Annotated in this window: 19 protein-coding genes and 2 pseudogenes; 12 read left to right on the top strand and 9 right to left on the bottom strand. The window is 65.8% G+C overall.

Annotation, left to right across the window (positions count from 1 at the left end; translation table 11 throughout):
- Positions 1-59: 59 nt before the first annotated feature.
- Complete coding sequence (locus ACJA3S_RS14395; RefSeq protein ID WP_406818988.1) at positions 60-2,126, top strand: PAS domain-containing protein; 2,067 nt, start codon at positions 60-62, stop codon at positions 2,124-2,126.
- 6 nt (positions 2,127-2,132) lie between these two features.
- Here ACJA3S_RS14395 and ACJA3S_RS14400 read toward each other — a convergent pair whose 3' ends face one another.
- From ACJA3S_RS14400 to ACJA3S_RS14425, 6 genes are all read right to left on the bottom strand, one after another.
- Positions 2,133-2,879, bottom strand: coding sequence for an SDR family oxidoreductase (locus ACJA3S_RS14400; protein ID WP_406818989.1), 747 nt, complete (start codon positions 2,877-2,879; stop codon positions 2,133-2,135).
- A 152-nt stretch (positions 2,880-3,031) separates the two neighbouring features.
- Positions 3,032-4,567 (bottom strand): DHA2 family efflux MFS transporter permease subunit, encoded by a 1,536-nt coding sequence (locus ACJA3S_RS14405; RefSeq protein WP_186685675.1) that lies wholly within the window; start codon positions 4,565-4,567, stop codon positions 3,032-3,034.
- Positions 4,564-5,757, bottom strand: coding sequence for an HlyD family efflux transporter periplasmic adaptor subunit (locus tag ACJA3S_RS14410; protein ID WP_406818990.1), 1,194 nt, complete (start codon positions 5,755-5,757; stop codon positions 4,564-4,566). Before ACJA3S_RS14410 ends, ACJA3S_RS14405 begins: the two co-directional genes overlap by 4 nt.
- 30 nt (positions 5,758-5,787) lie before the next feature.
- Entirely contained in the window at positions 5,788-6,261 is a 474-nt protein-coding gene (locus tag ACJA3S_RS14415; protein ID WP_406818991.1) for a MarR family winged helix-turn-helix transcriptional regulator, read from the bottom strand.
- A 219-nt stretch (positions 6,262-6,480) separates the two neighbouring features.
- On the bottom strand, positions 6,481-7,110 hold the full coding sequence (locus ACJA3S_RS14420; RefSeq protein ID WP_406818992.1) for a response regulator transcription factor: 630 nt from the start codon (positions 7,108-7,110) through the stop codon (positions 6,481-6,483).
- 11 nt (positions 7,111-7,121) lie between these two features.
- Positions 7,122-8,528 carry a sensor histidine kinase gene (locus ACJA3S_RS14425; RefSeq protein WP_406818993.1) on the bottom strand — a complete coding sequence of 469 codons (1,407 nt, stop codon included), beginning with the start codon at positions 8,526-8,528 and terminating at the stop codon, positions 7,122-7,124.
- Between the two features lie 194 nt (positions 8,529-8,722).
- Between ACJA3S_RS14425 and ACJA3S_RS14430 the strand changes: the two genes are divergently transcribed.
- The 3 genes from ACJA3S_RS14430 (at position 8,723) to ACJA3S_RS14440 (ending at position 13,498) form a co-directional block, all read left to right on the top strand.
- The gene (locus tag ACJA3S_RS14430; RefSeq protein ID WP_406818994.1) at positions 8,723-10,345 is read left to right on the top strand and encodes an acyl-CoA synthetase; all 1,623 of its coding nucleotides are present in this window, start codon (positions 8,723-8,725) and stop codon (positions 10,343-10,345) included.
- 133 nt (positions 10,346-10,478) lie between these two features.
- A complete protein-coding gene (locus ACJA3S_RS14435) occupies positions 10,479-12,248 on the top strand; it encodes an acyl-CoA dehydrogenase C-terminal domain-containing protein (protein ID WP_406818995.1) in 1,770 nt (589 codons plus the stop codon).
- Between the two features lie 242 nt (positions 12,249-12,490).
- Complete coding sequence (locus tag ACJA3S_RS14440; protein WP_406818996.1) at positions 12,491-13,498, top strand: FecR family protein; 1,008 nt, start codon at positions 12,491-12,493, stop codon at positions 13,496-13,498.
- Between the two features lie 13 nt (positions 13,499-13,511).
- Here ACJA3S_RS14440 and ACJA3S_RS14445 read toward each other — a convergent pair whose 3' ends face one another.
- Entirely contained in the window at positions 13,512-14,831 is a 1,320-nt protein-coding gene (locus tag ACJA3S_RS14445) for a Na+/H+ antiporter family protein (protein ID WP_406818997.1), read from the bottom strand.
- A gap of 652 nt (positions 14,832-15,483) precedes the next feature.
- On the opposite strand from ACJA3S_RS14445, the pseudogene ACJA3S_RS14450 reads away from it, so the two are divergent.
- From ACJA3S_RS14450 to ACJA3S_RS14485, 8 genes and pseudogenes are all read left to right on the top strand, one after another.
- Positions 15,484-16,401 (top strand): annotated as a pseudogene (locus tag ACJA3S_RS14450) (chemotaxis protein); the annotation flags it as partial.
- Positions 16,402-16,794: 393 nt separating this feature from the next.
- Positions 16,795-17,307, top strand: a pseudogene (locus ACJA3S_RS14455) (methyl-accepting chemotaxis protein); the annotation flags it as partial.
- A 110-nt stretch (positions 17,308-17,417) separates the two neighbouring features.
- On the top strand, positions 17,418-18,434 hold the full coding sequence (locus ACJA3S_RS14460) for an ABC transporter substrate-binding protein (protein ID WP_406818998.1): 1,017 nt from the start codon (positions 17,418-17,420) through the stop codon (positions 18,432-18,434).
- Positions 18,435-18,534: 100 nt separating this feature from the next.
- Positions 18,535-19,398: a LysR family transcriptional regulator gene (locus ACJA3S_RS14465; RefSeq protein WP_406818999.1), complete on the top strand. Its 864-nt coding sequence runs from the start codon at positions 18,535-18,537 to the stop codon at positions 19,396-19,398.
- Between the two features lie 236 nt (positions 19,399-19,634).
- Complete coding sequence (locus tag ACJA3S_RS14470) at positions 19,635-20,552, top strand: AEC family transporter (protein ID WP_406819000.1); 918 nt, start codon at positions 19,635-19,637, stop codon at positions 20,550-20,552.
- 33 nt (positions 20,553-20,585) lie between these two features.
- On the top strand, positions 20,586-21,191 hold the full coding sequence (locus ACJA3S_RS14475) for a cell wall hydrolase (RefSeq protein ID WP_406819001.1): 606 nt from the start codon (positions 20,586-20,588) through the stop codon (positions 21,189-21,191).
- A gap of 188 nt (positions 21,192-21,379) precedes the next feature.
- Positions 21,380-22,231 (top strand): CAP domain-containing protein, encoded by an 852-nt coding sequence (locus tag ACJA3S_RS14480; RefSeq protein WP_406819002.1) that lies wholly within the window; start codon positions 21,380-21,382, stop codon positions 22,229-22,231.
- A 178-nt stretch (positions 22,232-22,409) separates the two neighbouring features.
- Entirely contained in the window at positions 22,410-23,021 is a 612-nt protein-coding gene (locus ACJA3S_RS14485) for a LysE family translocator (RefSeq protein ID WP_406819003.1), read from the top strand.
- 34 nt (positions 23,022-23,055) lie between these two features.
- Here the strand turns inward: ACJA3S_RS14485 and ACJA3S_RS14490 are convergent, their stop codons facing one another.
- Entirely contained in the window at positions 23,056-24,255 is a 1,200-nt protein-coding gene (locus ACJA3S_RS14490) for an MFS transporter (protein ID WP_406819004.1), read from the bottom strand.
- A 105-nt stretch (positions 24,256-24,360) separates the two neighbouring features.
- A complete protein-coding gene (locus ACJA3S_RS14495; RefSeq protein ID WP_406819005.1) occupies positions 24,361-25,266 on the bottom strand; it encodes a LysR family transcriptional regulator in 906 nt (301 codons plus the stop codon).
- Between the last annotated feature and the right edge of the window lie 65 nt (positions 25,267-25,331).

Here is a 25,331-nt window from a genome sequence, read left to right on the forward strand (position 1 = left end):
CTATTCGGCGGCAGGCTAACACGCTAAAGTCTGGGCGTTACCTTTTGTCGGATAGCGACATGCCTCATCGCGACCTGCTCACCCTGCGTCAACAAGTCGAAGACCTGCAACGGCAGAACGCGTTGTTGGAAGCACAGCTTTCGAGCCAGCAGGACCACGGCCAGGACTTCTACCGCTGGTTGTTCGACACCATGGACGAAGGCTTCTGCATCATCGAGTTCTTCGACGGCCCGCACGGCCCGCTCAGTGACTACGTGCATGTGCTGGCCAACGCGGCCTATACCAAGCATGCCGGCATTGCCAATGTGGTCGGGCAGAAGCTGCGCGAGATGGTGCCGGATGAGGCCGATGACTGGGCAGCACGCTACGGTGCCGTGCTGCGCACCGGCGAACCCCTGCATTTCGAGCAGGAGCTGGTGGCTACCGGGCGGGTGTTGTCCATTACCACGTTCCGCGTCGAGCCCGCCGAGAAACGCCAGGTGGCCGTGCTGTTCAAGGACGTCACCGAACGGCGCCGGGCAGAGCAGGCCGTGCAGCGCCTGAACGAAGAGCTCGAGCAGCGGGTAAGCACTGCGCTGGCAGAGCGCAGGCTGTTTGCCGAGCTGGTCGATCACAGCGTGGTCAACGTGCATGTGATCGACAAGGACATGCGCTGGCTGGCGGTCAATCGGCAGGCCAGGCACGATTTCCAGTTGCTGTACGGGCAAACGCCGGAGATCGGCGACTACATGCCCGCGCTGATCGATGACGGCCAGCCCGAGCAGACGCCGATCCTGCCCCTGTGGCATCGCGCACTGCAGGGCGAGCAGTTCATCGAGACCGGCACCTTTGGCCAGGCCCCCGTGCAGCGCCATTACGAGCTGCGCTTCAACGCCCTGCGCGACCATGCCGGCGAGATCCAGGGCGCCTATCTGTTCGCCTATGACATCAGCCAGCGGGTGCAGGAACAAGCACGGCTGGCCAAGGCCGAGGAGGCCCTGCGCCAGGCGCAGAAAATGGAAGCAGTAGGCCAGCTCAGCGGTGGCATCGCCCACGACTTCAACAACCTGCTGGGCGGCATCCTGGGTGCCCAGGAACTGATGCGCCAGCACCTGGAGCAGTCACGTTTCGACAGCCTGGAGCCGTTGCTGGCATTGTCCAGTGGCTCGGCGCAACGGGCTTCTGCGCTGGTGCACCGGCTGCTGGCGTTTTCCCGCCAGCAAACCCTGCAACCCCGTTCCACCCAGGTGGCCACGCTGGTGGCTGGCATGGAAGAGCTGCTGCGCCGCAGCATCGGTCCGTCCATCAACCTGACCAGCCGCTTTCCCTACCAGCTGTGGCCGACGTTCATCGACCCGCCGCAACTGGAAAGCGCCCTGCTCAACGTCTGCATCAATGCCCGCGATGCCATGCCTGACGGTGGCGTGATCGATATCCATGGCGACAACCTGTTGCTGGACGACGAGCACGCCCGCGCCCTGGAACTGCCCGCCGGTGAGTATGTGCGGCTGAGCATCAGCGACAACGGCAAGGGCATGTCGGCAGAGGTGGCCCAGCGCGCAGTGGACCCGTTCTTCACCACCAAGCCGATGGGCCAGGGCACTGGCCTGGGCTTGTCGATGACCTACGGTTTCGTGCGTCAGTCGGGTGGGCAACTGCGGCTGTTGTCGACGCTTGGCGAAGGCACCCGCGTCGAGCTGCTGCTGCCCCGTCACCATGAGCAACCGCAAGTACCGGCGCCCATGGCGCAGCGCACGGCGCCGGAAAAACGCAGCACGGCGGCGCAGCGTATCCTGCTGATCGAAGACCAGATCGCCTTGCGCGTGGTGGTCTGCGAAGTGCTGGAAGAGCTGGGCTACCAGGTCGATGCTTTCGACAACGGCCCGGCCGCCCTCGCCCACCTGCAAACCGGCGCGCGGCCAGACCTGTTGCTGAGCGATATCGGCCTGCCGGGAGGGCTGAATGGCCGCCAGGTAGCGGAACGTTGCCGCGAGCGCTACCCCAACCTCAAGGTACTGTTCATCACCGGCTACGATGAAAGCGCGGCGCTCAGAGACGGCCAGCTGCTGCAAGGCACGCTGGTGCTGACCAAGCCGTTCGAGCTGCAGGTACTGGCCGAACGGATACGCACGCTGCTGGACGGTTGACGGGGGTCAGCGCCCGCCGCCCAGGTCGACGAAGCTGCCGGTAGCGTACGACGCCTTGTCCGAGAGCAACCAGAGGATGGCCTCGGCGACTTCCTCGGGGCGCCCGCCACGGCCCATGGGCAAGCCGGGCTCAAGTTTGCTGACCCGGTCGGGGTCGCCGGACAGCGCGTGGAACCCTGTATGGATATAGCCTGGCCGAACGCCATTGACCCGCACGCCCTCGCCTGCCACTTCCTTGGCCAGGCCGATGGTAAAGGTATCGAGCGCGCCCTTGGAGGCGGCGTAGTCCACGTATTCGTTGGGCGAGCCCAGGCGTGCAGCCACCGATGACACGTTGACGATGGCACCGCCCTGGCCGCCGTGTCGGCGCGCCATGCGCAGCAAGGCGTGCTTGGCGCAGAGCATGGGGCCGACAATGTTGGTTTTCATGACCTTGAGCAGGCGGAATTCGGACATGTCCTCGACCCGGCTCTGCTGGCCGATGGTGCCAGCATTGTTGACCAGCGCGGTGACCGGGCCGAGTTCCTGATCGACACGCAGGAACAGCTGTATGACCTCGTCTTCGACGCTGGCGTCGGCCCGCACGGCAATGGCCTCGGCGCCCAGGGCGCGGACCTGGCCGAGGATGTCTGCCGCAGCCTGGTCGTCAGCGTGGTAATTGATGCAGATGCGGTAGCCCTGGCGAGCGGCCAGCAGCGCTGTGGCGGCGCCGATGCCACGGCTGGCACCGGTAATGACGATGACGTTCTGCATGGATAGGTCGATCGTTGGGAAGGGACGATCGACAATAGGGGAAAAGGCACCGTGTGGGAATAGAAGGCGGGGCCTGCCAGGTGCCTGGCGCAAGCGGTTGGCTGGCGCTCGATGCGCCCCAGCCGACATCCCAAGCCAGGCACCCGGTCGCCTCAATGCCCCGCCGACGCCGGCCCCGCCTTGGCGGTAAAGGGCGGCTTGGCAAACCACACCAGCAGGATCAACCCGGCGAACACCCAGGTCATCAGGGTGAAGTAATCCACCGTCGACATCATGTAGGCCTGGCCGTTCAGCATCTGCTCCAGCTGCGCATAGCTTTGCGGGCTGGCCCCGCCCAACTGCTCGAGGGTATGCCGCGTCGCCGGGTCGAACTGGCTGATGTGTTCACTCAGGTAGGCATGGTGCTGGTCCGCTCGACGAATCCAGATCCAGGTGGTCAACGACGCCGCAAAACTCCCGCCCAGGGTACGCAGGAAGGTCGCCAGCCCGGAGCCATCGGCAATCTGCTGTGGCGGCAGGTCGGATAGCAGGATGCTCAAGGTCGGCATGAAGAACAATGCCACGCCGATGCCCATGAACAGCTGCACCAACGCCACGTGCTGGAAGTCCACCTCATTGGTGAAGCCGGCGCGCATGTAGCAACTGGCGCCGATCGCCAGAAATGCCAGCCCCGCCAGCACACGCAGGTCGAAACGGTGCGCGTACTTGCCCACGAACGGCGACATGATCACCGGCAGCAGGCCGATCGGCGCCACCGCCAGGCCCGCCCAGGTGGCGGTATAGCCCATCTGCGTCTGCAACCACTGTGGCAGGATCAGGTTGATGCCGAAGAACCCCGCATAGCCGCCGACCAGCACGAGGGTGCCAACCCGGAAGTTGCGGTGCACGAACAGGCGCAGGTTCACTACCGGATGACGGTCGGTCAGCTCCCAGATCACGAACACCGTCAGGAACACCAGCGAAATCAGGCTGCCGGTGACGATGAACGATGATTCGAACCAGTCCAGGTCGTTGCCTTTGTCCAGCACTACCTGCAAGGCACCGACGCCAATGATCAGCGTCAACAGGCCGATGTAGTCCATCGGTTGGCGGCTGGTGACCACCGGCCGGCTGCGCATCTGCTGGCGCACCACGGCGGCGGCGAACAGGCCGATGGGTACGTTGATGAAGAAAATCCACGGCCAGCTGTAGCTGTCGGTGATCCAGCCACCGAGAATCGGCCCGGCAATCGGCGCCACCACGGTCACCATCGCCAGCAACGCCAGGGCCATCCCGCGCTTGGCCGGTGGGTACACCGCAATCAGCAAGGTCTGGGTCATCGGGTACAAGGGCCCGGCCACCACCCCCTGCAGCACGCGAAAGCCGACCAGCTCCGGCATCGACTGGGCAATCCCGCACAGGAACGAGGCCAGCACGAACAGCAGTGTGGCCCAGATGAACAGCTTCACTTCGCCAAACCGCCGGCTCAGCCAGCCAGTGAGCGGCAAGGCAATGGCGTTGCTCACCGCGAACGAGGTAATGACCCAGGTACCCTGCTCGTAGCTCACCCCCAGGTTGCCGGAAATGGTCGGCAGGGCCACGTTGGCAATGGTGGTGTCGAGCACCTGCATGAACGTCGCCAGCGACAGGCCAATGGTGGTCAGCAGCAGGCTTGGCGGGGTGAACTGGGCCGCAGCAGTATTGCTCATCGCTGCGCCGTCTTGCCGGTTGCGCTGTTCTCGTGGATCAGCCGGGCGATCAGATTGTCGGCTTCGACCAGCTGACGGTCATAGACCTGGGTGGTATAGCTGGCCTGCTGGGGTGGCTGCTGGGCCAGTGCCGGGCCGCTCTGGTCGTGCAAGTCGACCTCGACCACGGTGGACAGGCCGATGCGCAGCGGGTGCTCCTTGAGCTGGTCGGGGCTCAGGTGAATGCGTACCGGCACGCGCTGGACGATCTTGATCCAGTTACCGGTGGCATTCTGCGCCGGTAACAAGGCAAAGGCGCTGCCGGTGCCGGCGCCAAGGCTGTCGACCGTGCCGCTGTACTTGACCTCGCTGCCATACAGGTCGGCGCTGATCTGCACCGGCTGGCCAATGCGCATGTCGCGCAGTTGGGTTTCCTTGAAGTTGGCATCGATCCACACCTGATCCAGCGGGATCACCGCCATGGTCGCGGTGCCAGGCTGCAGGCGCTGGCCCAGTTGCACGGTACGCTTGGCAACGTAGCCGGTCACCGGTGCCACCAGGGTTGTACGGGCATGGTCGAGGTACGCCTGGCGCAGGTCGGCCGCGGCAGCCATCACCTCGGGGTGCGAGGACACCACGGTGTCATCGACCAGCGCGCTGCTGGTGCTGAGCTGCTGGCGCGCGCTGTTGACGGCGGCCTGGGCCACGCTCAAGTCGTCGCGGGCGTGGGACAGTTCTTCTGCGGCAATGGCGCCGCTGTCGGCCAGCACCTTGCGCCGGTTGAAGTCCTGCTGGGCCTTGCGCAGTTCGGCCAGGCGGGTTTCCAGCTGGGCCTTGAGCGAGTCGACGTTGCTGTACAGGCCGCGCACCTGGCGCACGCTGCGCGCCAGCCTGGCTTCGGCGGACTGCAAGGCCACTTCGCTGTCGGCTGGATCGAACTGCAGCAGCACCTGGCCGGCATGCACCAGGTCGCCGTCATCGGCGCCGATACTGGTGACCGTACCGCTGACCAAAGGGGTGATTTCCACCACGTTGCCGTTGACGTAGGCATCGTCGGTGCTTTCGTGCCAACGCCCGACCAGGCTGTACCAGGCCCAGGCGCCTGCGGCGGCCAGGATCACCAGCAACAACAGGCCAAGCAGCCAGGCCTTGCGCTTGCGCGAGGGCTCGGGCGTTGCGGAGGGAGACGGGGTGTCTGCGGAAGTGGCCATGACAGTACCTTGGAAAATGCGTGACAGGGTTCAGCGATCACCGAAGCGGCGGATCGTCAACGGGTCGCCGGCAGCGAGCAGCACCTTGGCCAGCAGGCCCTCCAGGGCCTTCAGTTCTTCGGCGTCCAGTGCGCCGCACAGTTCGTTCATGGCGGCGGCGCCGATCTCCGGCAGCCGGTCGGCCAGGCGCTGGCCGTCGGCAGTCAAGGCCAGGCGCACCTGGCGACGGTCGTCGGCACAACGGGTGCGCACGATCAGCTCCTTCTGCTCGAGGCGGTCGAGCATGCGCGTCATCGAACCGCTGTCCAGGCCCAGGTAGCGGCACAATTCGGCCGGGGTATCCACCTGGTACTGGGTGACGATGATCAGCACCTTGAACTGCGCGGCGGTGACGCCCTCGGATTCGAGGTGCCAGTCAAGGATGCGGTCCTTGAGGATTGCCGCACGGCCAAGCAGCATGCCGATGGCGCAGGTCTGAAAGTTGTCTGGGGTGAAATGGGCCATCGGGAACTGCTCGGGTAAGTGTGTAAAAATATTACTGCTTAGGCAGTGAATGTCAAAGCCTTGATTAGCAAGCTATGAAATATTTCATGATTTCGCCCGATCCGCCGGCCTGTGTAGAAGCGGCCTTGCGTCGCGATGGGCCACAAAATGGCCCCAACAGTTTGTGCCGCAACACAGATCCAGGGCCGCTGCGCGGCCCATCGCGACGCAAGGCCGCTCCTACAAGGCGCGCAGGCCCAATGCCTGCACCGCCCCGCAGGCGATGGCAATACCGACCAGCTCGGCCAGGCTTTGTGCCTGCAAGCGTTTCATCACCCGGCCGCGGTACAGGTCCACGGTCTTCACGCTGACTCCCAGCCGTTCGGCGACCTCACGGTTGCTCAAGCCCTGCGCCAACGGCACGAACACGTCGCGCTCGCGCGGCGTCAGGGCATCGACCCGCGCCTGCACCTGAGCCAGCGCCTGATCGTCCTGACGCGCCCGCCCGGCCTGGTCCAGCGCGGCCTGTACGCTGTCGAGCAGCAACTGATCGTTATACGGCTTTTCGATGAAATCGCAGGCGCCAGCCTTGAACGCCCGCACCACGATCGGCACATCGGCATGGCCACTGACGAAGATCACCGGCAGCGCCAGCCCGCGCTCGCGGATCGCCTGCTGCACTGCCAACCCACCCAACCCCGGCATGCGCACATCCAGCAGCACGCAGGCCGGCCCGTCATCAACGCAGGCATCGAGAAACGCTTGCCCGCTGGCAAACGGCAGTGCCTGCAAACCTACCGACTGCAGCAGCCACACCGTCGAATCCCGCATGCCCTGGTCGTCATCGACCACATACACTTTCGCTTGCACCGCGCCTCCCCTTATCCCCTGCTGACCGCCAGGCGGCAGCACAGCACCAGACCGCCCTTGTCACCTGCCCGCGCCCACAGGCTGCCGCCAAAGCCTTCGATCAGGCTGCGGCTCATGCTCAAACCCAGGCCCAGGCCGTCGGCCTTGCTGGTGGTGAACGGCGTGAAGATATCATCCAGCCGCTCGGGGGCTACGCCCGGTCCCTGGTCGGCCACTTCTACCAGCACGCCGTCGCCATCGCGCGTGGCGCTCAGCAGGATACGCGACGGCCGCTCGCCGTGCTGCTCGCGGTTGGCCTCGATGGCGTTGCGCAGCAGGTTCAGCAGCACTTGCTCCAGCAGTACCCGGTCGGCGTACACCGAGGGCAGTTGCGCACTCATGCGCAATTCGACCAGCACCTGGTCGCGCGCAGCTTCCCAGGCACACAGGCGCATGGCTTCACCGGCCACCTCGGCCACGTCCAGTGCCTGCAGGCGGCGCGGCCCTTTGCGCAGGAAGGCGCGCAGGCGGCGGATCACCTCGGCAGCATGGGTGGCCTGCTCGCTGATGCGCTGCAGGCCCTGCCCAACCCGCTCACGCGCCTGCGGGTCGTGTGCCACAGCCTGCAGGTAGCGCTGGCTGGCATTGGCATAGTTGACCACTGCGGCCAATGGCTGGTTGATCTCGTGGGCGATACCAGAAGCCAGCTCGCCCAGGGTGGCCAGGCGGGCACTGTGCGCCAGGCTCTCCTGGGCCTCGATACGCAAGGTGATGTCGCGGGACACGCTGACCACCTCCACCACCGCGCCGGTATAGGTTTCGCGGATGGCCCGGCTGGCGATCTCGAACCAGCGGTAGCCGCCTGCGGCCTGGCGCACCCGGCAGGTCATGGTGTGGTAGCCGTCCTGGTCAAGGGCGGCGGCGGCCTGGCGCAGCACCTGGCGACGTTCGCGCGGGTGCAGCAGGGTATGCACCAGCCTGCCGCGCAGTTGCTCGGGCCACAGCCCAAGCAGGCGAAAGGCCGCCGGCGAGGCATCGAGAAAACGGCCATCAGGGCTGTGCCGGGAGATCAGGTCGGTGGTGTTCTCGATGATCAACCGGTACAGGCGCCGGGCGCGGCTGGCCTCGCGTGCAGCGTGGCGCTCGTCACTGGCGTCGCGGCAACGCGCCAGCACTTGCTGGCCCTGATCGTCGGGGATGAAGTTCCACAGCACGATGCGCTCGCCAACCTGTACCTCGACGTCGGCAATCGCCCGGTGCTGGCGCAGGCAGGCGCGCACCAGGGAGGCACAGTTGGCTGGCAACCAGCTGGCCAGTGCGGGGCCCTCATCGAGCCACGCCTGCAACGCCGGGTTGACTGCCAGCGGCGTGGCGTCGGCGGAAAGCATCAGGCTGGGCTGAGGGTCCTTGGCAAGCAAGGGGTAGGCAGTCTTGTCCAAAATGAGCAGCTCGTTGTTATAGTAGTTTTACTATATTGCTATAGTCGATATTCCTAATACCATAGCGACTCGCGTAAAACAGCGACAAGGGTAACGGCCCACCGTCCGTCACCCTGCACCCTGATCAGAGCTAACAATCAGCCACCGGGGGCCAAGCGCACTGGCTGCGCCTGCCTCCCCTACAGGATTACCGCATGTCGATCTATGCCCAGGGCCTGATGCCCGCTGCCGTCAACCATGTCGCCCTCACCCCGCTGAGTTTCATCGAACGCACCGCTGCCGTTTACGGCAATTATCCAGCGGTGGTCCACGGTGCCATCCGCCGCAACTGGCAGGAAACCTACCAGCGCTGCCGACGCCTGGCCAGCGCCCTGGCCGGCCGGGGTATCGGCCGCGGCGATACCGTGGCGGTGATGTTGCCGAACATTCCGGCCATGCTCGAGGCCCACTTCGGTGTGCCCATGACCGGCGCTGTGCTCAACACGCTGAATGTGCGCCTGGATGCCGAGGCCATCGCCTTCATGCTGCAGCATGGCGAGGCCAAGGTGCTGATTACCGACCGCGAATTCCACACGGTCATCGCGGCTGCCCTGGCCCTGCTCGAACACCCGCCGCTGGTGGTGGATGTGGATGACCCGGAGTACGGCGAAGGCCGCGCGCTCAGCGAACTCGACTACGAGGCCTTCCTCGCCGAAGGCGACCCGGAATTTGCCTGGGAATGGCCCGATGACGAGTGGCAGGCGATCTCGCTCAACTACACCTCCGGCACCACCGGCAACCCCAAGGGCGTGGTCTATCACCACCGTGGCGCCTACCTGAATGCCCTGGGCAACCAGATGACCTGGGCCATGGGCCACCGCCCGGTGTACCTGTGGACCCTGCCGATGTTCCACTGCAACGGCTGGTGCTACCCGTGGACCATCACCGCGCTGGCCGGCACCCACGTGTTCCTGCGCCGGGTCGACCCGCAGAAAATCCTCACCCTGATCCGCGAACACCAGGTCAGCCACCTGTGTGGCGCGCCGATCGTGCTCAATGCCCTGGTCAACATGCCCGAGGCGGCCAAGGCGGCCATCGAGCACCCGGTGCAGGCCATGGTCGCCGGCGCCGCGCCTCCCGCCAAGGTGATCGGCGCGGTGGAGGAAATGGGCATCCAGGTGACCCACACCTACGGCCTGACCGAAGTCTACGGCCCGGTGACCGTGTGTGCCTGGCATGACGAATGGGACCAACTGGCGCTGGAAGAACGCGCGCGGATCAAGTCGCGCCAGGGCGTGCGCTACCCGACCCTCGATGGCTTGATGGTCGCCGACCCGCAGACCCTCGAGCCGGTACCGCGCGACGGCAACACCCTGGGCGAGATCTTCATGCGTGGCAACACCGTGATGAAGGGTTACCTGAAGAACCCCGAAGCGACCGCCGAAGCTTTCCGTGGTGGCTGGTTCCACACCGGCGACCTGGCCGTGTGGCATGCCGACGGCTATGTCGAGATCAAGGACCGGCTCAAGGACATCATCATTTCCGGCGGCGAGAACATCTCCACCATCGAGGTGGAAGACGCCCTGTACAAGCACCCGGCCGTGCTGGAAGCCGCAGTAGTGGCACGCCCGGATGAAAAATGGGGGGAAACCCCGTGCGCCTTCGTCGCCCTCAAGCCGGGCCGCGAAGACACCCGCGAGGCCGACATCACCGGCTGGTGCCGCGAGCACCTGGCCGGGTTCAAGGTGCCGAAGACCGTGGTGTTCGGCGAACTGCCGAAAACCTCCACCGGCAAGATCCAGAAGTACGTGCTGCGCGACCGGGCCAAGGCCCTCTGAAGCCGCAGCTGCCTCATCGCCGGCAAGCCAGTTGCCACAGGGTCGAGGCAAGCCTCGATCCTTGTGCAATGCCTGTGGCAGCTGGCCGGTGGTGGGGCGCGCACAGACAACCTCAATCTTCCAAGAGCACACGATGACCACCTATACCGCCCCCCTGCGCGACATGCGCTTCGTCCTGCATGATGTGTTCAACGCCCCCGCCCTGTGGGCCCGCCTGCCCGCCCTGGCCGAGCGCATCGACGCCGAAACCGCCGATGCCATCCTCGAGGAAGCAGCCAAGGTCACCGGCCAGCTGATCGCCCCGCTCAGCCGCAACGGCGACGAGCAGGGCGTGCGTTTCGCGGCCGGCACCGTCACCACCCCCGATGGCTTCCGCGAGGCCTGGCACACCTACCGCGAAGGTGGCTGGGTCGGCCTGGGTGGCAACCCCGAGCATGGCGGCATGGGCATGCCGAAAATGCTCGGCGTGCTGTTCGAGGAGATGCTCTATGCCGCCGACTGCAGCTTCAGCCTGTATTCGGCGTTGAGCGCCGGCAGCTGCCTGGCGATCGATGCCCACGCCAGCGAAGCGCTCAAGGCCACCTACCTGCCGCCCCTCTACGCAGGCCGCTGGGCCGGCACCATGTGCCTCACCGAGCCTCATGCCGGCACCGACCTGGGGCTGATCCGCAGCCGCGCCGAGCCCCAGGCCGACGGCAGCTATCGCATCAGCGGCAGCAAGATCTTCATCACCGGCGGCGAGCAGGACCTGACCGAAAACATCATCCACCTGGTACTGGCCAAACTGCCGGATGCGCCGGCAGGTGCCAAAGGCATCTCGCTGTTCCTGGTGCCCAAGTACCTGGTCGAGGCCGATGGCAGCCTGGGTAGGCGCAACCCGGCGCATTGCGGCTCGATCGAACACAAGATGGGCATCAAGGCCTCGGCCACCTGCGTGATGAACTTCGACGGTGCGGTCGGCTATCTGGTGGGTGAGCCGAACAAGGGCCTGGCCGCGATGTTCACCATGATGAACTACGAGCGCCTGTCCATCGGCCTGCAGGGCATCGGCTGTGCCGAAGCGTCCTACCAGAGCGCCGCCCGCTATGCCAATGAACGCCTGCAAAGCCGCGCAGCCAGCGGCCCGCAAGCCAAGGACAAGATGGCCGACCCGATCATCCAGCATGGCGATGTGCGGCGCATGCTGCTGACCATGCGCACCCTCACCGAAGGGGGCCGGGCGTTCGCCGCCTACGTTGGCCAACAGCTGGACCTGGCGCGCTACGCCGAGGACGCCGGCGAACGCGAGCACGCCCAGCGCCTGGTGGCACTGCTGACGCCAGTGGCCAAGGCGTTCTTCACCGACAACGGCCTGGAAAGCTGCGTGCTCGGCCAACAGGTGTATGGTGGCCATGGCTACATCCGTGAATGGGGCCAGGAGCAGCGCGTGCGCGACGTGCGCATCGCCCAGATCTATGAAGGTACCAACGGCATCCAGGCCCTCGACCTGCTCGGGCGCAAGGTGCTGGCCGACGGCGGCCAGGCACTGGCCAGCTTTGCTGCCGAGGTACGTGCCTTCAGCCTCGACGCGCCGCTGCACCGTGAAGCCCTGCAAGCGAGCCTGGCACGGCTGGAGGCGACCAGCGCCTGGCTGCGCGCGCGCGCGGGCGAGGAGCCCAACCTGGTCAGTGCCGTGGCGGTGGAATACCTGCAGCTGTTCGGGCTGACCGCGTATGCCTACATGTGGGCACGGATGGCCGCGGTGGCGTTGGCCAAGCGTGACGAGGACGATGCGTTTCATGCGGCCAAGCTGGCCTGTGCGGAGTTCTACTTCCAGCGCGTCCTGCCACGTGGCTTGGGCCTGGACGCGAGTATTCGTGCAGGGAGCGCCAGCCTTTATGGCATGACCGCCGGGCAATTCTGATCGCCCTGCCCGCCCTCAGCGTCGGCAAGCCGGCTCCCACAGGCACTGCGCAGGCCCTGTAGGAGCCCGGCTTGCCGGCGATGGCGGCCAGGTGGAACGGGTTGCTGCCGCGAAGCGTTCTCAAACGCTGGAAAACCGTTGCCAATCCGACGAAAAACCGGCACAACAGAGAATCACTCGCCGTTACCGCAGTTCTCCGGAGCCCTGCGCCAAGGGTAGAATGCGCAAAACCCGGAGCCGCAATGAACCACGACCGCCGCAACCCCAGCCCAGACGATGCCATCACCGACGCCGCCGCGCACTGGTGCATGCGCCTGCATGCCGAGGATTGCACGCTGGTCGAGCGCGAGGCGTTCAGCCGCTGGCTGGCGGCCGACCCGCAGCATGCCGAGGAATACCAGGCAATGCTGGAGATCTGGCACACCGCCGACCTGCTGCCACGCACCGCCACCGCCATCGATTTCAACCCGCCCGTCCAGCAGCCGGCACGCCCGCGTGGCTGGCGGCCATTCGCCTCGGCTGCCGCCATCGCCCTGGCAGTGCTGCCGCTGGCCGGCTGGCTGGGCTGGGAACAAGGCTGGCTGCCCAACCATTACCAGCACTTCGCCGCCGTCGAGCACATGCAGACCGTGGAACTGAGCGATGGCAGCACGGTGCAGCTCAACCTCAACACCGAGCTCACCTACCTCAACTACAAGGACCAGCGCCAGGTCACGCTCAAGCGTGGCGAGGCGTTCTTCAAGGTGCGCCACGACAGCAACCACCCGTTTATCGTGCATGCCGGCCGTGGCCAGACCCGTGTCACCGGCACCCAGTTCAACGTGTGGAAGTACCAGGACCAAGTCAAGGTCACGCTGGTGGAAGGTTCGGTACTGGTGTCCAGCGACGGCAGCGACGGCGGCTACCGCCTCGGCCCGGGGATGCAGGCCAGCTATCGCCAGGGCGATTTCGAACCGCAATTGCAACAGAGCGGCGATTACGCCAACAGCCTGGCCTGGCGTGACGGCAAACTGGTGCTCGACAACCTGAGCCTGGCCCAGGCGCTGCCGATGATCAACCGTTACCTCGATGCACCGCTGCTGCTGGCCGATGCCAGCACCGGGCGCATCCGCATCAGCGGTATCTACAACACCCGCGAGGTGGGGCGCCTGGTCAACAACCTGCCCAAGGTGCTGCCGGTCTACCTGACCCGCAGCAAGGATGGCAGCACTGTGCTCAACCGCATCTCGCCGCCACCCGACAAGGGCTGACGCCTACCCTGCCCTACAGCGTCATCGCCGCCAGCCAGCCGAACGCCAGCAGCGGCAGGTTGTAATGGATGAAGGTGGGTACCACGGTGTCCCAGATGTGGTGGTGCTGGCCGTCCACGTTCAACCCCGAGGTCGGGCCAAGGGTCGAGTCCGAGGCCGGCGAACCCGCGTCGCCCAGGGCACCCGCAGTTCCCACGATGCACACCGTGGCCAGCGGGTCGAAGCCCAGTTGCACGCACAACGGCACGAAGATCGCCGCCAGGATCGGTACGGTGGAGAAGGACGAGCCAATGCCCATGGTCACCAGCAGCCCCACCAACAGCATCAGCAAGGCACCGACAGCCTTGCTGTGGTTGATCCACTGCGCCGACGTTTCCACCAGGCTTTTCACCTCGCCGGTGGCTTTCATCACATCGGCGAAGCCCGAGGCGGCGATCATGATGAAGCCGATCATGGCCATCATCTTCATACCCTCGGTGAACAGGTCGTCGGTGTCTTTCCAGCGCACGATGCCCGACAGCGAGAAGATCAGGAAGCCGACCATGGCACCGATGATCATCGAGTCCAGCCACAACTGGACGATGAACGCCGCGGCAATGGCCAGCCCGGCCACCAGCAGGGTCAGCGGGTTGTACTGCACGCTCACCTGCTCTACCTGCTCGATGCGCGCCAGGTCGTAGTCACGCTTCTTGCGGTAGCTGACGAATACCGCCAGCAACAGCCCGGTAAGCATGCCGCCGGCTGGAATGGCCATGGCGTGGGTGACATTGACGCCACTCACATCGACGCCCGCGCGGGCGACGTTGGCCAGCAGGATTTCGTTGAGGAAGATGTTGCCAAAACCCACCGGCAGGAACATGTACGGGGTAATCAGGCCGAAGGTGATGACGCAGGCGATCAACCGACGGTCGATGCGCAGGCGAGTCAGCACATAGAGCAGCGGCGGCACCAGTAGCGGGATGAAGGCGATGTGGATGGGCAGGATGTTCTGCGACGACACCGCCACCACCAGCATCAGGCCGATCAGCAGCCATTTCACCTTGCCGCCATTGGCATGGCCCTGGCGCTCGATCATGCCCAGGGCACGGTCGGCCAGGGCATGCGCCAGGCCAGACTTGGCGATGGCCACGGCAAAGGCGCCCAGCAGTGCATAGGACAGGGCCACCGTGGCACCACCACCCAGGCCGCCGTTGAAGGCCTTGAGCGTACCCTCGATACCCAGGCCACCGACCAGCCCACCGGCCAGGGCGCCAATGATCAGGGCGATGACCACGTGCACGCGGGACAGGCTGAGTATCAGCATGATGCCGACCGCGGCGATCACTGCATTCATGGTTGGCTTACCTCGTTGCGACAGAAAAAAAGCCGGCACTCTGAAGCAGTGGGCGGCAGAAGTCAAAAGCGCCATGCTGCGGCAGATTACCAATGCCCGGCGCGCTGCCCTGAAAGGGCGGCCTGGCGTCGCGCCTGAGGCGCAACGCGGCCGCAGCCATTCGTCTGCTGATGCTGGAACCCTGGGGCCGCATTGCGGCCCTTTCGCGACACGAGGCCGCTCCTACCAGGGCGACGCAGGCCTGCAGGTTAAATTGAACGTTTGAATAAAGAAAAACCTGCGCCGGCCGACACAGACGTCAGCCACACTCCTATTACAAGGGACCCATCCCATGCCTTTGCGACAACTTTCCATCCAGTGGAAGATTACCCTGCTCGCCGGTCTCTGCCTGGCCGGCATCGTCACCCTGCTCGTCGGCCTGTCGCTGTACCGCATGGAGCACAGCTCGGACCTGGTCAAGGCCAGCAGCATGCAGATGCTGACCGAGTCGGCACAGTCGCGCATCGAATCGCAAGGCGAGGTGCAGGCCTTGAACATCCGCCGCCAGTTCATGGACGCCTACCAGTACGGCGCCGGCTTCGCCCGCCAGGTGCTGTTCCTGCGTGAACAGGCCGAAAAGCGCTTCCTCGATGCCTTCGACCTGCGTGAAGACATGACCCGTCAGGTGCGCGCTGCCTTGCAGGCCAACCCGGACCTGCTCGGCCTGTCGCTGGTGTTCGAACCCAACGCGCTGGACAACAAGGACAGCCTGTTCGCCGGCAAGGCGGAACTGGGCAGCAACGCCACCGGGCGTTTCGCCCTGTACTGGTCGCAGCCGCGGGTCGGCCAGCTGACCTCCATGGCCCTGCCTGAAACCGACATGGCCAACACCGAGATCGGCCCCAGCGGCCAGCCGGCCAACACCTGGTGGGTCTGCCCGCGTACGTCCGGCAAGGTCTGTGTGGTGGAACCATACTTCTATGACATCGATGGCCAGCAGGTCCTGATGACCAGCATCGTCTTCCCGCTGCGGGTAGACGGCAAGGTGATCGCCACCCTGTCCGTGGACATCAACCTCAACAGCCTGCAGGCCCTGAGCCAGGAGGCCAGCCGCAGCCTGTACGAAGGCCGCACCACGGTCGGCATCCTCAGCCCGGTCGGCCTGCTGGCCGGCTACAGCGCCGATGCCAGCAAGCTGGCCCAGCGCTTCGACCAGGTCGATACAGCCAAGGGCGCCGAACTGGTGCGCACGCTGGCCGATGGCAAGTTGACCACCCTGCACGACCAACAGCGCCTGAAAGTGCTGGCAGCGTTCCGCCCGATCCCGGATGCCCAGCCATGGGGCGTGTTGCTGGACGTGCCGGAAGATGCCCTGACCGGCCCGGCCGAGGCGCTGAAGCAGGAACTGGACGCGCTGAACACCAGCGGCACCCTGCTGGAGCTGGGCCTCGGCCTGGCTGCGGCAGTGGCCGGCCTGCTGATGGTGTGGCTGATGGCTCGCGGCGTGACCCGGCCGATCCTCGGCGTGGCGGCCATGCTCAAGGACATCGCCAGCGGCGAAGGCGACCTGACCCGCCGCCTGACCTACCAGAAGCGTGACGAACTGGGCGAATTGGCTGGCTGGTTCAACCGCTTCCTCGACAAGTTGCAGCCGACCATTGCCGAGGTCAAGCAATCGGTGCAAGCCGCTCGTGGCACCGCCGACCAGTCCTCGGCAATTGCCACGCAGACCAGCGCTGGCATGGAGCAGCAGTATCGCCAGGTCGACCAGGTGGCCACCGCCTCGCACGAGATGAGCGCCACCGCCCAGGACGTCGCCCGCAGCGCCGCGCAGGCCGCGCAGGCCGCCCGCGACGCCGACCAGGCGACCCGCGAGGGCCTCGCGGTGATCGAGCGTACGACCACCAGCATCGATGCGCTGGCTGCCAACATGAGCGAAGCCATGGCCGAAGTCGAGGGCCTGGCGCAAAACAGCGAGAAAATCGGTTCGGTGCTGGAGGTGATCCGCTCGATCGCCGAACAGACCAACCTGCTGGCACTCAACGCCGCCATCGAGGCTGCCCGCGCCGGCGAGGCAGGACGTGGTTTTGCCGTGGTGGCCGACGAAGTGCGCAACCTGGCCCAGCGTACCCAGGAGTCGGTGGAAGAAACCCGCCAGGTGATCGAGGCGCTGCAGAACGGTACCCGTGAAGTGGTCGGGGCAATGGACAACAGCCACCGCCAGGCCCAGGGTGGTGTCGAGCAGGTTGGCCAGGCGGTCACTGCGCTGCAACGCATCGGCCAGGCGGTGACGGTGATTACCGACATGAACCTGCAGATCGCCTCGGCTGCCGAGGAACAGAGCGCCGTAGCCGAGGAAATCAACAGCAACGTGGCGACCATCCGCGACGTCACCGAGTCGCTGTCGGGCCAAGCCAACGAATCGGCGCGGGTCAGCCAGTCGCTGAACAGCCTGGCCAACCAGCAGCAGGCGCTGATGGATCAGTTCCGCGTATGACCGCAGGCAGGGCCGGCGCCCCGCCGGCCCTGCAACCTCGCCGCCGCCGGGCATCCGGGCGGGTCGTCTACACTTGCCGCACCACTCAACGGCAACCGACGAGGGCCTGGATGAAGAAGATCCCAACACTGTTGGCCGGCCTGCTGCTCACCCTAGGCCTGGCCAGTACCGACAGTGCCGCCTCGGCTGAACGCAGCGAGCCCATCCACTTTGGCGCCATAGGCTGGGAAAGCGGCGCCCTGACCACCGAAATCCTGCGCCTGATCGTGGAGCGTGGCTATGGCTACCCCACCGACACCCTGCCCGGCAGCACGGTCAGCATGGAGGTGGCGCTGGCCCGTAACGACCTGCAGGTGATCGCCGAGGAATGGGCCGGGCGCAGCCCCGCATGGGTCAAGGCCGAGCAGGCCGGGCAGGTGTACGCCTTGGGCGATACCGTGAAAAACGCCGAGGAAGGCTGGTGGGTACCTGCCTATGTGATCGAAGGTGACGCTGCACGCAAGCTGAAGCCCATGGCACCCGACCTTCGCAGCGTCGAGGACCTCAAGCGCTACCCGCAGGTTTTCCGCGACCCGGAATCGCCCGGCAAAGGGCGCTTTCTGAACAGCCCCAGCGGCTGGACATCGGAAACCGTCAACAGCCAGAAACTCAAGGCCTATGGCCTGGACACGCTGTACAGCAACTTCCGTACGGGCTCGGGAGCGGCGATGGATGCCGAGATCGGCTCGGCTATCCGCCGCGGCCAAGCCGTGCTGTTCTATTACTGGAACCCGACCCCATTGATGGGCCGCTACAAGCTCATACGCCTGGAAGAACCGCCGTTCGACGCCCAGGCCTGGGCCACCCTCACCGATCCCGGCAACCCCAACCCCAAGGGCAGCCGTTCGCTGCCGGCGAAATTGTCGATCGGGGTGTCCAAGGCGTTTCATCAACACTACCCGGAGCTGGTGCGGGTGTTCGAGCAGGTCGAGTTGCCCATCGATCGGTTGAACAAGGCGCTGGCCGACATGAGCGAAAAGCGCACCCCACCCCGTGACGCCGCCCTAGCCTTCCTGCGCGATAACCGCCAAGTGTGGAAGGCCTGGCTGCCTGCGGACGTCGCCAGCAAGGTCGAGGCCAGCCTCTGAGCAGCGGCTGGCGCAGGCTTGGCCGGCAAGGTCCTGGCTTGCCGGCAACAGGGCCGCGCCTGACAATGCCGCACCGACCGACCAGCCCGGACCCACCCGCATGTCTCTCAAAGCCCTGCGCACCTTGGTGACCATCGCCCGGCATGGCACCTTTGCCCGTGCCGCCGACCTGCTCAGCCTCACGCCCTCGGCGGTGAGCCTGCACATCAAGACCCTCGAAGACGAACTGCAAGTGACACTGTTCGACCGCAGCCGCAGGCAGGTGGCGCTGACTGAGGCCGGCCAGTTGGCGGTAGCCCGCGCCGAGTCCATCCTGGCTGCCTATGACGAACTGGCCGATACCCTGGCCAGCGGCCCGAGCCTGCGCGGCCGCCTGCGCCTGGGGGCGATCCACACGGTGCTGGCGCGGCGCTTGCCGAAGGCGCTGGTGTGGCTCAAGGCGCACCACCCACAGCTGCACATCAGCGTGGCATCCGGCATGTCGGCCGAACTGGCACGGCGCGTGGAAGATGGCGAGCTCGATGCAGCGATCACCACCGAACCGGTCAGCCCCTACCCGCAGAGCCTGGACTACACGCCGTTGTTCGAGGACCGCTTCTGGGCCATCGCCAGCGCCGAGCTGGCCGGGCACAGTGTGGCGCAGTTGCTGGCCAGCCAGCCCTTCCTGCGCTTCGACAAGCGTGCCTGGGCCGGCCGCCAGATCGAGCAGGAACTGCGCCGCCAGCACCTGCAGGTGAGTGAACAGATGGAACTGGATAGCCAGGAAGCCCTGGCGCGCATGGCGGTGATGGGCCTGGGTGTGGCGATCGTGCCCATGGCCGACGAAGACCTTGCCCGCCTGCCAGCAGCGACCTGCCTGCCGTTTGGCGAACCGCAGCTGACCCGGCGGGTGGTCTTGCTGGAGCATCAGAAAAGCCAACGGCGGCATTTGAGTGCAGTGCTGAAGACTGCGTTGGAAGCTTGAGGTTACGGGTGACCGCCAGGGGCGGCCTTTTGTCGTGAACGAACCGTAAAAAGGTGGTGGCGAAGATGAAGCGCTGGGGGCGCTTCGCACCCCTTTCGCGACGCAAGGCCGCTCCTACACACTCAGTGGCTGGGCGAACATGCATTTTTGCTCAACGGTCAATGAAGAAAACAACGTTTTTATAAATCAAACAGCCTCCGTAATCTTGCCCGGTACCCGGCCACGGAACGCTGATCATGCTCCACTTGCTGCTGACCACCCTGCTACCGATCATCCTGCTGATTGCCTTGGGCACGTTCCTGCGGCGGCGTGGCTTTGTCGTAGAAAGCTTCTGGCCTGGCGCCGAGCGCCTGAGCTACTACGTGCTGTTGCCGTCGCTGTTTCTGCACGGCCTGGCCAGCGCCAACCTCGATGGCGTACCGGTGCTCGGCATGGTCGGCGTGCTGATGCTCTCGACCTTGGCCGGGGCCGTGCTGCTGGTGCTGTACCAGGGCGCAATGAACCATGCTGGTGCCGACTTCACGTCAGTGTTCCAAGGCGGTATCCGCTTCAACAACTACATCGGCGCCACCCTGGCAGCGGGCATCTACGGCAGCGCCGGCATCGCCCTGGCCGCGGTGGCCAACGCCGCCATCGTGCCCTTGGTCAACCTGCTTTGCGTGCTGGTGTTCGCCCGCTTCAGCGCCCGCCATAGCTCACCCGCCACGGTACTGCGGGCGATCTTCGCCAACCCGCTGATCGTCGGTTGCGCTGGCGGCTTGCTGCTGCGCGCCAGCGGGCTGGGCTTGCCGGCGGGTATCGAGCCCACCGTCAAGGCGCTGGGCCAGGCGGCCCTGCCGCTGGGCCTGCTGTGTGTCGGCGCCGCCCTTGGCGGCGCCAGCCTGGGCCAGCAGCTGCGCCCGTTGCTGGCCGCCTCGGCGTTCAAGTTCTTGATCATGCCACTGACGACCTGGGGCCTGTGTCGCTTGCTGGGCCTGGGTGGCCAGGCGGCAGTGGTGGCCGTGTTGTTCCAGGCGCTGCCCACGGCTTCCTCTTCCTATGTGATGGCCCGACAAATGGGCGGCAACGCACCGCTGATGGCTGCCATCATCGCGCTGCAGACCGTGGCTGCCGCTGCGACGTTGCCCTTGGTACTGATGCTTGCGCTTGACTAGACTGTGAACCACCTCACGGTTCGGAGCCCGCCCATGCGCCTGTTCTGGATACTGACCGGCCTGGCCCTGCTCTCGGGCCCAGTGGACGCTGCCGACCCCGTCAAGGCAGCGATCGCCGAAGACAAGGCCACGCGGCTCGAGGACAAGGTGGTGAACGACGCGCCACCGCCAAACAAGGCAGAAACCCTTACCCCGGCAGAAGCGCAGGCCGTGGACCCGGCCGGCCAGGCAGCATTGGATGACAGCATCACCTGCCTGGCCCGGACCGTTTACTGGGAGGCCAAGGGCGCCGACGCCGAAGACATGGCCGCCGTGGCCAGCGTGGTACTCAATCGGCTGGGTAGCGAGGGCTTCCCGGACACTATTTGCGGCGTGGTCAAACAAGGTGTCGAGAGCAAGGCCTGCCAGTTCTCCTGGTGGTGCGACGGGCGCCCTGACCAGGTCGAGGAACCGCAGCGTTATGGCATTGCCAAGGAGATCGCGCGCAAGGCGCTCAACCAGCAATTGAAGGACAGCACCGGCGGGGCGTTGTACTTTCATGACCGCAACGTTCGCCCGGACTGGGCCAAAGCCTATCGCAGGACCGCCCAGACGCAGCATTTTCTGTTCTACAAGCCCAACCAGGCACTGGCCCGCTGACACGGGCCCAGGCTGGCCAATGAGGCGCTGATCGCACTTTTTCGGCGCTGGCAGGTCTACTCCCTCTTTTGCCGCCAGCCACGATTGCCGGCGTTTTCATTGCTTTGCACGATCCCGGGCCAAAAGCCCCGGGCTTGTGTAGGATGAGCAGCGCAAACCACGACGCTGCCAGTCATAGGGAGATCCACATGCGCGTCCTGTCATCTGTTGCCGCCTTGGCGCTGGCCCTGGTCGTCTCGACCGGGGCGCTGGCTGCCACCGGCGAAGAGGCGCAACTGATCGATTCGATCAATACCTACCGCAGCAAGGCCCAGCCCTGCGGTGGCGAAGCGTCGCTGGAGCTGCCGCCACTCAACAGCGATACCCGCCTGGCGCTGTCACCGGAAGGCACCCGCGACCTGCAGCAGGCGATGACCCGCGCCGCTTACCCGATGGTCAACGTGCAGGCCATCAGCCTGTCGGGGCCGCGCGATGCACGCGCCGCCATGCACGCCATCGAGGAGAGCTTCTGCCAGGTGGTGCTCGACCCGCAGTTCGTCGATATCGGCGTCAGCCAGGAAGGCCGCGAATGGCGTATCGTGTTGGCGCGGCCACTGCTCAGTGGCCGCCTGGGCGACTGGCAGGCCGAAGGGCAGAAAGTGCTGCAGGAAATCAATGCTGCGCGCAAAGTGCCGCGCCAGTGCGGTGGCCAGCCGTTTGCCGCCGCCCCTGCGCTGAGCTGGAGCAGCGTGCTGGCCGGCGTCGCCGCCAACCACACCCGGGCCATGGCCAACCAGAACTTCTTCGACCATATCGACAAGGATGGCCGTACCCCCGGTGACCGGGCCGAACTGGCCGGCTACCTGTACCGGCAGATTGGCGAGAACATCGCTGCAGGGCGTGACACTGCGCACAAGGTGGTCGATGGCTGGCTGGACAGTCCGGGGCATTGCGCCACGCTGATGAACCCGGAGTTCCGCGAACTGGGGGCTGCCTATGCGGTGGACCCGAAGAGCGATGCGGGCATCTACTGGACGGGGGTGTTCGGGGCCCCGCAATGAGCCAGGCGGAGATAGCCTGGTTTCAGCCGTTCGGCATGAGGGGCTCAGCTCACATCGTGGTATCCCTCCATGCTCGCGAATACCGGCAGAGCCCGTGCCATTCTCCGCGTCGCCTGCTTCGCGGATAAATCCGCTCCTACAATTGGCGCTATTTTCTTCTCAACGAGGCTCACCCGCCATGGCACTCCACACCTGGCTGATCTACCTGCTGGCCAGCATCGGCCTGTCGCTGACCCCTGGCCCCAACAGCCTGCTGGCCCTGAGCCATGGCGCACTGTATGGGGCGCGGCGGACGTTGTTCACCATCATCGGCGGGGTGTTCGGCTTCAGCGCCCTGATCGCCCTGGCCATGTTCGGCCTCAGCGCATTGCTGCAGGCTTCGGCCTCGGTACTGAGCGTGCTCAAGTGGGTGGGGGGTGCCTATCTGATCTGGCTGGGAATCCAGCTGTGGCGCAGCCCCGGCTTGCACCTTGAGTTGACCGGGCAAAGCGCCCGGCTGGGCAATGCCAGCCTGTTCCGCCAGGGCCTGCTGTCGGCCATGGCCAACCCCAAGGTGCTGTTGTTCTATGGTGCGTTCCTGCCGCAATTCATCGACCCGCAGCGTGGGCTGTTCGTGCAGTTCGTGGTCATGGCAGCGACCTTTGCCAGTGTCGAGTTTCTGGTCGAATACCTGTTGGCCCGCCTGGCGTTTCGCATCCGCCCCTGGCTGGCCAAGGGCGGCAAAGGTTTCAATCGCTGCTGTGGCAGCCTGTTTGCCCTGATCGGCGTCGCGCTGCCGCTTGGGCGATGAGCCAGGCAGCTTGCGCAGCAGGGCGCGTCGTCCTTCAGTTGCGGCCGGCCTTGGCCAGGAAAATGACCAAGGCTACACCCGGCAACCCAGCCCCCAGCCACGCCACACCCTGCCAGCCGAACTGGCTGAACAACGCGCTGGCGACCGCCGAGCCCAGCGCCCCGCCGAGGAAGATGCTGGTCATGTACACCGCGTTCAAGCGCCCGCGGCTGGCCGGGTCCAGTGCGTAGACCTCGCGCTGGCCAATCACCATGTTCATCTGCACGGCGAAATCCAGCAGCACCCCGGTAAGCCCCAGGCCAATCACGCTGTAGCCCGGCGCCGTCAGCCCCAGCAGCAGGGCCGCCGGTGCCAGCAGCAGCGCCAGCAGCGAGCCAGCCCGGGCATGCCCGGCATCGGCCAGGCGACCGGCCAGCGGGGCGGCAACGGCACCCACCGCGCCGACCAGGGCGAATACGGCGATCTGGCTCTGCGACAAGCCATGCGCACCGGCCAAGGCCATCGGCACTGCGGTCCAGTACAGGCTGAACGCCGCGAACATCAACGCCTGGTACAGCGAGCGCTGGCGCAGCAAGGGGTAACGGCGCAGCAGCGTCAGCAGCGACAGCATCAAGTCGGCATAGCTGGCCTTGTGCTCGGGGCGGCGCTGCGGCAGGGTCAGCGCCAGCAACAGGATGATCGCCAGCATGACCGCAGCGGCGCCGATGAACACTGCACGCCAGCCAAAGTGGTCGGCCACCAGGCTCGACAACGGCCGCGCCAGCAGGATGCCCAGCAGCAGGCCGCCCATGATGTTGCCGACCACGCGTCCACGCTGCTGCTCCGGCGCCAGGTGCGCCGCCAGCGGGATGAGCATCTGCACCGCCACCGAGCTGAAGCCGATCAGCAGTGCATAGCCCAGGAACAGCTGGCCCTGGCCACTGCGGCTGGTGCCCGCCAGCAGCAGGCTGACCCCGGCCAGTACCGCAGTGGCCACCATCAGCCGGCGGTTTTCCAGCAGGTCGGCCAGCGGCACCAGCAGCAACAGGCCCAAGGCATAGCCCAGCTGGGTGAGCGAGACGATCAGGCTGGCGTGTTCGGTGGACAGCCCAAGGTCGGGGGCAATCAGCCCGACGATGGGCTGGGCATAGTAGATGTTGGCGACAATCGCGCCACAGCAGAACGCCAGCAGTGCGACCAGGGCCCGGCTCAGGCCGGTGGCTGCCGGCTGCGCGGCGGCAAGGGAGGGATTCATGCGAGGTTCCTCGGCAACGGATGGAATATGCCGACCACCTTACCCAGCGGCGTCGGCAGCGGGAATCCGGCGCTGGCGCAACGGGCTTTTGCGTGTTGCGCAACGCTAGGCGCGCTGCGCCAGTACCGCTTCGCAAAAGTGAATGAACGCGTTCACCCGCCTGGAACCACGGTGGTTGGGCAGGTACAGGGCATTGATGCTGTCGTTGGCCGCCCCAGGGCTGGCCCGCCAATCGGGGAATAGCCGCTGCAGGCGCCCGGCCGCCACGTCCTCGCGCACCAACCAATCGGCCAGCAGTGCAATGCCGCTGCCGGCCAATGCGGTCTCGCGCAGCAGGTCGGCATTGGCGCTGCGCAACGGCCCGCTCACTTCCAGCTCCAGGCTCTCCTGCGCCCGGGTCAGGCGCCAAGGGCGGCCTTTCTGACCATAGCGAAAGCGCAGGCAAGCGTGCTCGAGCAGCTGCCGGGGATGCTGCAGCGCATCACGCCCGGCCAGGTAGGCCGGGCTGGCCACCAGCCAGCGCTCGAAGCGGCCCAGCTGGCGACACACCAGCTCATCGTTGGGCGAAGGGTCACCCAGGCGGATCGACAGGTCGTAGCGGCCATCGAGCAAATCATCCAGGCGGTCGCTGAGGTCGATGTCCAGTTCCAGTGCCGGGTGCTGCGCCAGGAACGGCCCCAGGTGCGGGGCGATGACCCGCCTGCCGAATTCCACCGGCAAGCACAGGCGCAGCACGCCGACCGGCTCCTCGCCGCGGTCGGCGACGCTGGCATCGGCCTCGTCCAGCGCTTCGAAAATACCCCGGGCGCGCTCGTAATAGCGCGCGCCGGCCTCGGTCAGGCTGACCTGGCGGGTCGAGCGGTTGAGCAAGGTGGCACCCAAGGTGGTTTCCAGGGCGTCAACCAGGCGCGTCACCGACGAAGTCGCCAGCCCAAGCCTGCGCGCGGCAGCCGAAAAGCCTTGGGCATCGACGGTGGCCACGAACATTTTCATCGCCAGGAGTTTGTCCATTTGCTGCCCGTCTTCCAAATCTCGGAAAGTTCTTACAAACGGCCGGGCGGGTCAAGAAGCGCGGC

It is taken from the genome of Pseudomonas sp. KnCO4, from assembly GCF_045344305.1.
Classification (GTDB): Bacteria; Pseudomonadota; Gammaproteobacteria; order Pseudomonadales; family Pseudomonadaceae; genus Aquipseudomonas; species Aquipseudomonas anuradhapurensis.

What these genes read in the sequence shown, in the direction of transcription:
- ACJA3S_RS14480 (WP_406819002.1), top strand. Translation starts at nt 21,380, where the DNA reads ATGCGCGTCCTGTCATCTGTTGCCGCCTTGGCGCTGGCCCTGGTCGTC.
- ACJA3S_RS14410 (WP_406818990.1), bottom strand. Translation starts at nt 5,757, where the DNA reads ATGGCCACTTCCGCAGACACCCCGTCTCCCTCCGCAACGCCCGAGCCC.
- ACJA3S_RS14490 (WP_406819004.1), bottom strand. Translation starts at nt 24,255, where the DNA reads ATGAATCCCTCCCTTGCCGCCGCGCAGCCGGCAGCCACCGGCCTGAGC.
- ACJA3S_RS14405 (WP_186685675.1), bottom strand. Translation starts at nt 4,567, where the DNA reads ATGAGCAATACTGCTGCGGCCCAGTTCACCCCGCCAAGCCTGCTGCTG.
- ACJA3S_RS14415 (WP_406818991.1), bottom strand. Translation starts at nt 6,261, where the DNA reads ATGGCCCATTTCACCCCAGACAACTTTCAGACCTGCGCCATCGGCATG.
- ACJA3S_RS14475 (WP_406819001.1), top strand. Translation starts at nt 20,586, where the DNA reads ATGCGCCTGTTCTGGATACTGACCGGCCTGGCCCTGCTCTCGGGCCCA.
- ACJA3S_RS14430 (WP_406818994.1), top strand. Translation starts at nt 8,723, where the DNA reads ATGTCGATCTATGCCCAGGGCCTGATGCCCGCTGCCGTCAACCATGTC.
- ACJA3S_RS14485 (WP_406819003.1), top strand. Translation starts at nt 22,410, where the DNA reads ATGGCACTCCACACCTGGCTGATCTACCTGCTGGCCAGCATCGGCCTG.
- ACJA3S_RS14465 (WP_406818999.1), top strand. Translation starts at nt 18,535, where the DNA reads ATGTCTCTCAAAGCCCTGCGCACCTTGGTGACCATCGCCCGGCATGGC.
- ACJA3S_RS14470 (WP_406819000.1), top strand. Translation starts at nt 19,635, where the DNA reads ATGCTCCACTTGCTGCTGACCACCCTGCTACCGATCATCCTGCTGATT.
- ACJA3S_RS14400 (WP_406818989.1), bottom strand. Translation starts at nt 2,879, where the DNA reads ATGCAGAACGTCATCGTCATTACCGGTGCCAGCCGTGGCATCGGCGCC.
- ACJA3S_RS14440 (WP_406818996.1), top strand. Translation starts at nt 12,491, where the DNA reads ATGAACCACGACCGCCGCAACCCCAGCCCAGACGATGCCATCACCGAC.
- ACJA3S_RS14395 (WP_406818988.1), top strand. Translation starts at nt 60, where the DNA reads ATGCCTCATCGCGACCTGCTCACCCTGCGTCAACAAGTCGAAGACCTG.
- ACJA3S_RS14495 (WP_406819005.1), bottom strand. Translation starts at nt 25,266, where the DNA reads ATGGACAAACTCCTGGCGATGAAAATGTTCGTGGCCACCGTCGATGCC.
- ACJA3S_RS14460 (WP_406818998.1), top strand. Translation starts at nt 17,418, where the DNA reads ATGAAGAAGATCCCAACACTGTTGGCCGGCCTGCTGCTCACCCTAGGC.
- ACJA3S_RS14435 (WP_406818995.1), top strand. Translation starts at nt 10,479, where the DNA reads ATGACCACCTATACCGCCCCCCTGCGCGACATGCGCTTCGTCCTGCAT.
- ACJA3S_RS14445 (WP_406818997.1), bottom strand. Translation starts at nt 14,831, where the DNA reads ATGAATGCAGTGATCGCCGCGGTCGGCATCATGCTGATACTCAGCCTG.